Below are 1,716 nucleotides of genomic sequence, written 5' to 3'. Positions count from 1 at the left end.
TCGCCCGCAAGCTGAAAGCGATCGACGTCATCGATGTGCTCTCGGACTTGTTCATCCTGCGTGGCGTGCCTGGCCATATCCGTTCGGATAACGGACCGGAGTTCGTTGCGAAGGCCGTACAAGCTTGGATCACCGGCGTCGGAGCAAAGACGGCCTACATTACGCCAGGCTCGCCATGGGAGAATGGCTACGTCGAAAGCTTCAACGCACGGCTTCGCGACGAACTCCTCAACGGCGAGATCTTCCACACACTCAGGGAAGCGCAGGTCGTCATCGAAAGCTGGCGACGTTACGACAACACCGTGCGCCCGCATGCCTCTCTGGGATACCGGCCGCCAGCCCCGGAGGTGTTCATGCCAGCCTTCTCCGCTTGGCCGGCTGCGCTCGCCCAACAAGCTCCGCCGGCCAAGCTACCCGTGGCGGAGCGGCCCACCGTGCACTAACTTTACCCTTGGACCACCTCGTGGGGGCTGATCAGAGGCGAACGCTGATGCCGACCGCCCTTCCTCTTACAACCGATCGTCGGCTGACACTGCGCCAGACGAGCCGGCTCGCGTGCCTGATGTTGCTGGAACGCTACCTCGCCCGGCGGATGCACTGGGCCATGTTGCGGCAAACCCGGATCGGCGTAGCGGCCGGTGGCGGAGGTCTGCTCTACTTCACCCGGCGTTGGCTGGCCTGCCACGCCGAGATTGCTGCGCTGCTAGGCGGACCCGAGCGGGGTGACGTGGCTGAAGCTCGGGCTATTTTGGTAGGGTGTCGATGCCAGTGAACCACTGTTCGTAAGAACGCCGGGCACGGGGGCTAGTCTAGTTCATACGTCCACGGCGCGATCGGATATCCTTCTGAGCCAGCCGTCGCCCCAGCTCCAACAGCAACGCATCCGCACAGCTCTTCAGCCGTGGGTCCTGCATCTCGACGATCGCCTGTTGCGCAGCGATGGCGTGTTCGGCTGCGCGATCCAGCGCGCTGTCCTCATTCTCGACCCCGGAACCTCTGCTGGCATCCTCCGTCATGCGCATCTGCGTTATATCGACGAGAATGCCAGCCCCGTTCCACCGGCGCCCAACATGATCCGTAGTGAAGCGACCGCGATCCAAAACCCAACGGGTCCGACCATCCACCGAGATCACGCGGTACTCGGTGAGAAAGGGGCTCCCATCACGGGTGCTACGATTGATCAAAGCACGGACCCGTTCCCGATCGTCGGCGTGGATGCTATCGATTAAGCACGAGAGCGGTAGACCGGCCTTGGCGTCATCAGGATCGACGTTGAAGACCAGCGCCACGAAGGCATCGACGCGAGTCAAGTCGGTCGTGGCGTCCCACTCCCATCGCCCGATCACATCCATGGCGTCCAGAGCCGTCTGAAAGGCTTCCGGACTGGTCCGAACACTGAGGGTCTTATTCTTTGGCACTCAAAATCCGCCTTTGAGCCCGAAGGCGGTTTCATGTACAGCCGTAAGGATACAAGTTCAAGTCAAATCTTATCATTTGATGGCAACTGTGACGTGTTTGCAATGCTGGTACAACGCGCAAATTGCATTATGGATACCGTGACACAGGTGCTCCGTCTGATCGGCCCCCACGAGGTGGTCCAAGGGTAGAGTTAGTGCACGGTGGGCCGCTCCGCCACGGGTAGCTTGGCCGGCGGAGCTGGTCTGGCAAGCGCAGCCGGCCAAGCGGAGAAGGCTGGCATGAACACCTCCGGGGCCG

Annotated in this window: 3 protein-coding genes; 2 read left to right on the top strand and 1 reads right to left on the bottom strand. The window is 61.5% G+C overall.

The annotated features are described in order from the left end of the window. Positions 1–443 (top strand): integrase core domain-containing protein (locus tag MKK60_RS16925; protein WP_243987520.1); only part of this gene is annotated, 443 nt, incomplete at its 5' end. Between the two features lie 47 nt (positions 444–490). After that, on the top strand, positions 491–772 hold the full coding sequence (locus tag MKK60_RS16920; protein ID WP_243945459.1) for a hypothetical protein: 282 nt from the start codon (positions 491–493) through the stop codon (positions 770–772). 37 nt (positions 773–809) lie between these two features. On the opposite strand, the gene MKK60_RS16915 is transcribed toward MKK60_RS16920, so the two are convergent. Next, positions 810–1,352 (bottom strand): PAS domain-containing protein, encoded by a 543-nt coding sequence (locus MKK60_RS16915; RefSeq protein WP_243987518.1) that lies wholly within the window; start codon positions 1,350–1,352, stop codon positions 810–812. Between the last annotated feature and the right edge of the window lie 364 nt (positions 1,353–1,716).

The sequence above is a fragment of the Methylobacterium sp. J-092 genome, assembly GCF_022829325.1.
In the GTDB taxonomy this organism is placed as follows: Bacteria; Pseudomonadota; Alphaproteobacteria; order Rhizobiales; family Beijerinckiaceae; genus Methylobacterium.
This window is presented reverse-complemented; position numbering and strand designations above follow the sequence as displayed.